The 2,015-nt window shown below is 60.8% G+C and carries 4 protein-coding genes; 1 reads left to right on the top strand and 3 read right to left on the bottom strand.

Going from position 1 to position 2,015, the window contains the following annotated elements:
* Together N826_RS38830 and N826_RS38825 are read right to left on the bottom strand one after the other, a co-directional pair.
* Nucleotides 1-193, bottom strand: a 193-nt coding sequence (locus N826_RS38830) for an Hpt domain-containing protein (RefSeq protein WP_044437943.1), incomplete at its 3' end; no start/stop codon positions are given.
* Nucleotides 194-388: 195 nt separating this feature from the next.
* Nucleotides 389-721 carry a hypothetical protein gene (locus N826_RS38825; protein ID WP_044437942.1) on the bottom strand — a complete coding sequence of 111 codons (333 nt, stop codon included), beginning with the start codon at nucleotides 719-721 and terminating at the stop codon, nucleotides 389-391.
* A 302-nt stretch (nucleotides 722-1,023) separates the two neighbouring features.
* Between N826_RS38825 and N826_RS38820 the strand changes: the two genes are divergently transcribed.
* Complete coding sequence (locus N826_RS38820; protein ID WP_147041367.1) at nucleotides 1,024-1,365, top strand: hypothetical protein; 342 nt, start codon at nucleotides 1,024-1,026, stop codon at nucleotides 1,363-1,365.
* Between the two features lie 205 nt (nucleotides 1,366-1,570).
* Here N826_RS38820 and N826_RS44610 read toward each other — a convergent pair.
* A partial coding sequence (locus tag N826_RS44610) for a PleD family two-component system response regulator (protein ID WP_044437939.1) occupies nucleotides 1,571-2,015 on the bottom strand: 445 nt, incomplete at its 5' end.

Here is a 2,015-nt window from a genome sequence, read left to right as displayed (position 1 = left end):
ACGCGTGAGCGACATGCTCGAGGCGAGGGAGACCGAGGAAACCGCAGGTTCCCTTGATCGTGTGGACCAGCCGAAAGATATTGCCCAGCAGCTCCGGATTGTTCGGGTCCCGCTCAAGCCGGACCAGCTGAGTATCGAGCAAGCTTAGGCTCTCGACCGTCTCGGTCAGGAATTCTTGCAGAAGATCGTCCACGTCATTTGCTTTCGTCCAGACAGGTTGGAAGAGCGGTCGGGTTGCAGGCATTGCCGTGCGGGCGACAATGGATTGAGATTTGACGATCGACCGATTTAGCTAAAAGTCGGTAAATGAGTGGGCGTCAAAGGTGACTTTTACTCTCATCCCCACCTCGCGGATCCTGGATGCCGTATCAGAGATCCAGAATGTACGTCATGGATGCGCATCAAAACACATGCTGATCGCCGGGCGGCCGCCGACCAGGCCGAACTGCTTTCGCGCCCGGCGGGGCAGCGGAATGTTGACCTCGAGACAGTAGCGGATCAGTGCCGCTCCGATCACCTCGGCGCCGAAGGTCATGTCGTAGTCGTTTTTTGTCGTCTCATGGCGGATTGTCAGCCGCACCGTCAGCGTCTCCCCGGGCGGCACGCTGCAGGAGACGATCCGGCCAATAAACAACTTGTCAGCCGCCATCCGGTTGTGCGACGTCAACGCCTCTATCAGCTCTTCGTCCGAAAAAATCAGCTGGCGGGTTTCTGTCGGCATCGGCGTACTTCATGACAAAGTGTTACAGACGAAAAGCTGAAGCCACTGTAATATCACAGGATTTATTAAATTTTGGTGTGGTTGGTTTCTGAAGGGCTGTGCCAGCGACCGTGTGGCTGCCGGAACTTCTGTCCCGCGCCCCACAGGATCGCGGCGACTTATGTGTTATTCGGATTTTAACGGAGGTTCTTCCATTATCGACTGCGCTCCTTCCGCCAGCGAACAAACGGCGGCGATCCAGAAGATAGAGTCATGACCCGCACCGCGCGCACTGTCGCTCATCCTTTTTATCCGATCAGACGATGACCGGAAAACCAGCTGAAAAGCGCTGCATCACCTATAAAGCGTCGATGATGCAAGGCGGTGCCTGGACAGCCGGCCGACCGGGCAGCGCTCTGGACGATGCCATGGCCCAGGCCAGGAACGCACTTGCCAGCGGGCGGTTCGAGCGTGTCCGGGTGGAGCAGGTCTTCACCGATCCCTCTGCCAATCGGACGGTAACCACAACCGTCTTCGAGCAGGCCGGTACTCCACAGGCGACATCAAATCTCGGCGTCTGGGGACTGCTGGGCATGGCGGTGCTTCTCGGGATCGGCGCCTTCTTCGTGACGCGCTTTTTCCTGAGCGGCGGTCTCGCGTCGTGACCTGAGATTCAGGTGACCTGCCGGCCTGGAGGCCGCGGTATCGCCTGCGCTGACCACCTTTACACCACCGGAATGCCTGCCGGCAGACTGGCAGCCGGATGGAGGGATGACGCCCTTCTTTCCGCCATCGGTCGCTCCCGCCGCCTGCTCGGATCGAGAGGCCGGATATCGGTGGGGCGTGCCTACTTTGCCCGCACCTGACCGGTCAGCCCAGGTTGAACCTGGTGATGGCGGCGGCAAAGTCGTCGCCGAACCGGCTCCCAACCCGGATCAGCGCAATGCCCTCCGGACCCTCGCCGACTGCGGTGTCAAGGCTGGTCAGCAGCGCCATCGGCACGGCCTGGGTCGGGGTCATGGCCTTCAGGCCGCGCAGCAGGTCGAGGCCGCCCAGGCCGTCCATCACGGCCGAGGCGATGATCATATCAGGCGGCATCCGCACCGCCAGCGCGATTGACTCGATCGGATCATGAACCACCACGGTCCGGAAGCCGCAGGCGGCGAGTTCGGTGCCGACCAGCCGGCTCACCACCTTCGAGGGCGTCACCAGCATGATCTCGATATCCCGCACCTCGATGTCGGTGATGTCGAACTCGTAGCGGACCGGCAGGGCACGGATGATCCGGTTGGTATCGCCGACGTTGGGACGCTCT

The sequence above is a fragment of the Skermanella aerolata KACC 11604 genome (genome assembly GCF_000936425.1).
In the GTDB taxonomy this organism is placed as follows: domain Bacteria; phylum Pseudomonadota; class Alphaproteobacteria; order Azospirillales; family Azospirillaceae; genus Skermanella; species Skermanella aerolata.
The sequence above is the reverse complement of the archived record's forward strand: the minus strand, read 5'-3'. Positions and strand labels throughout refer to the sequence as shown.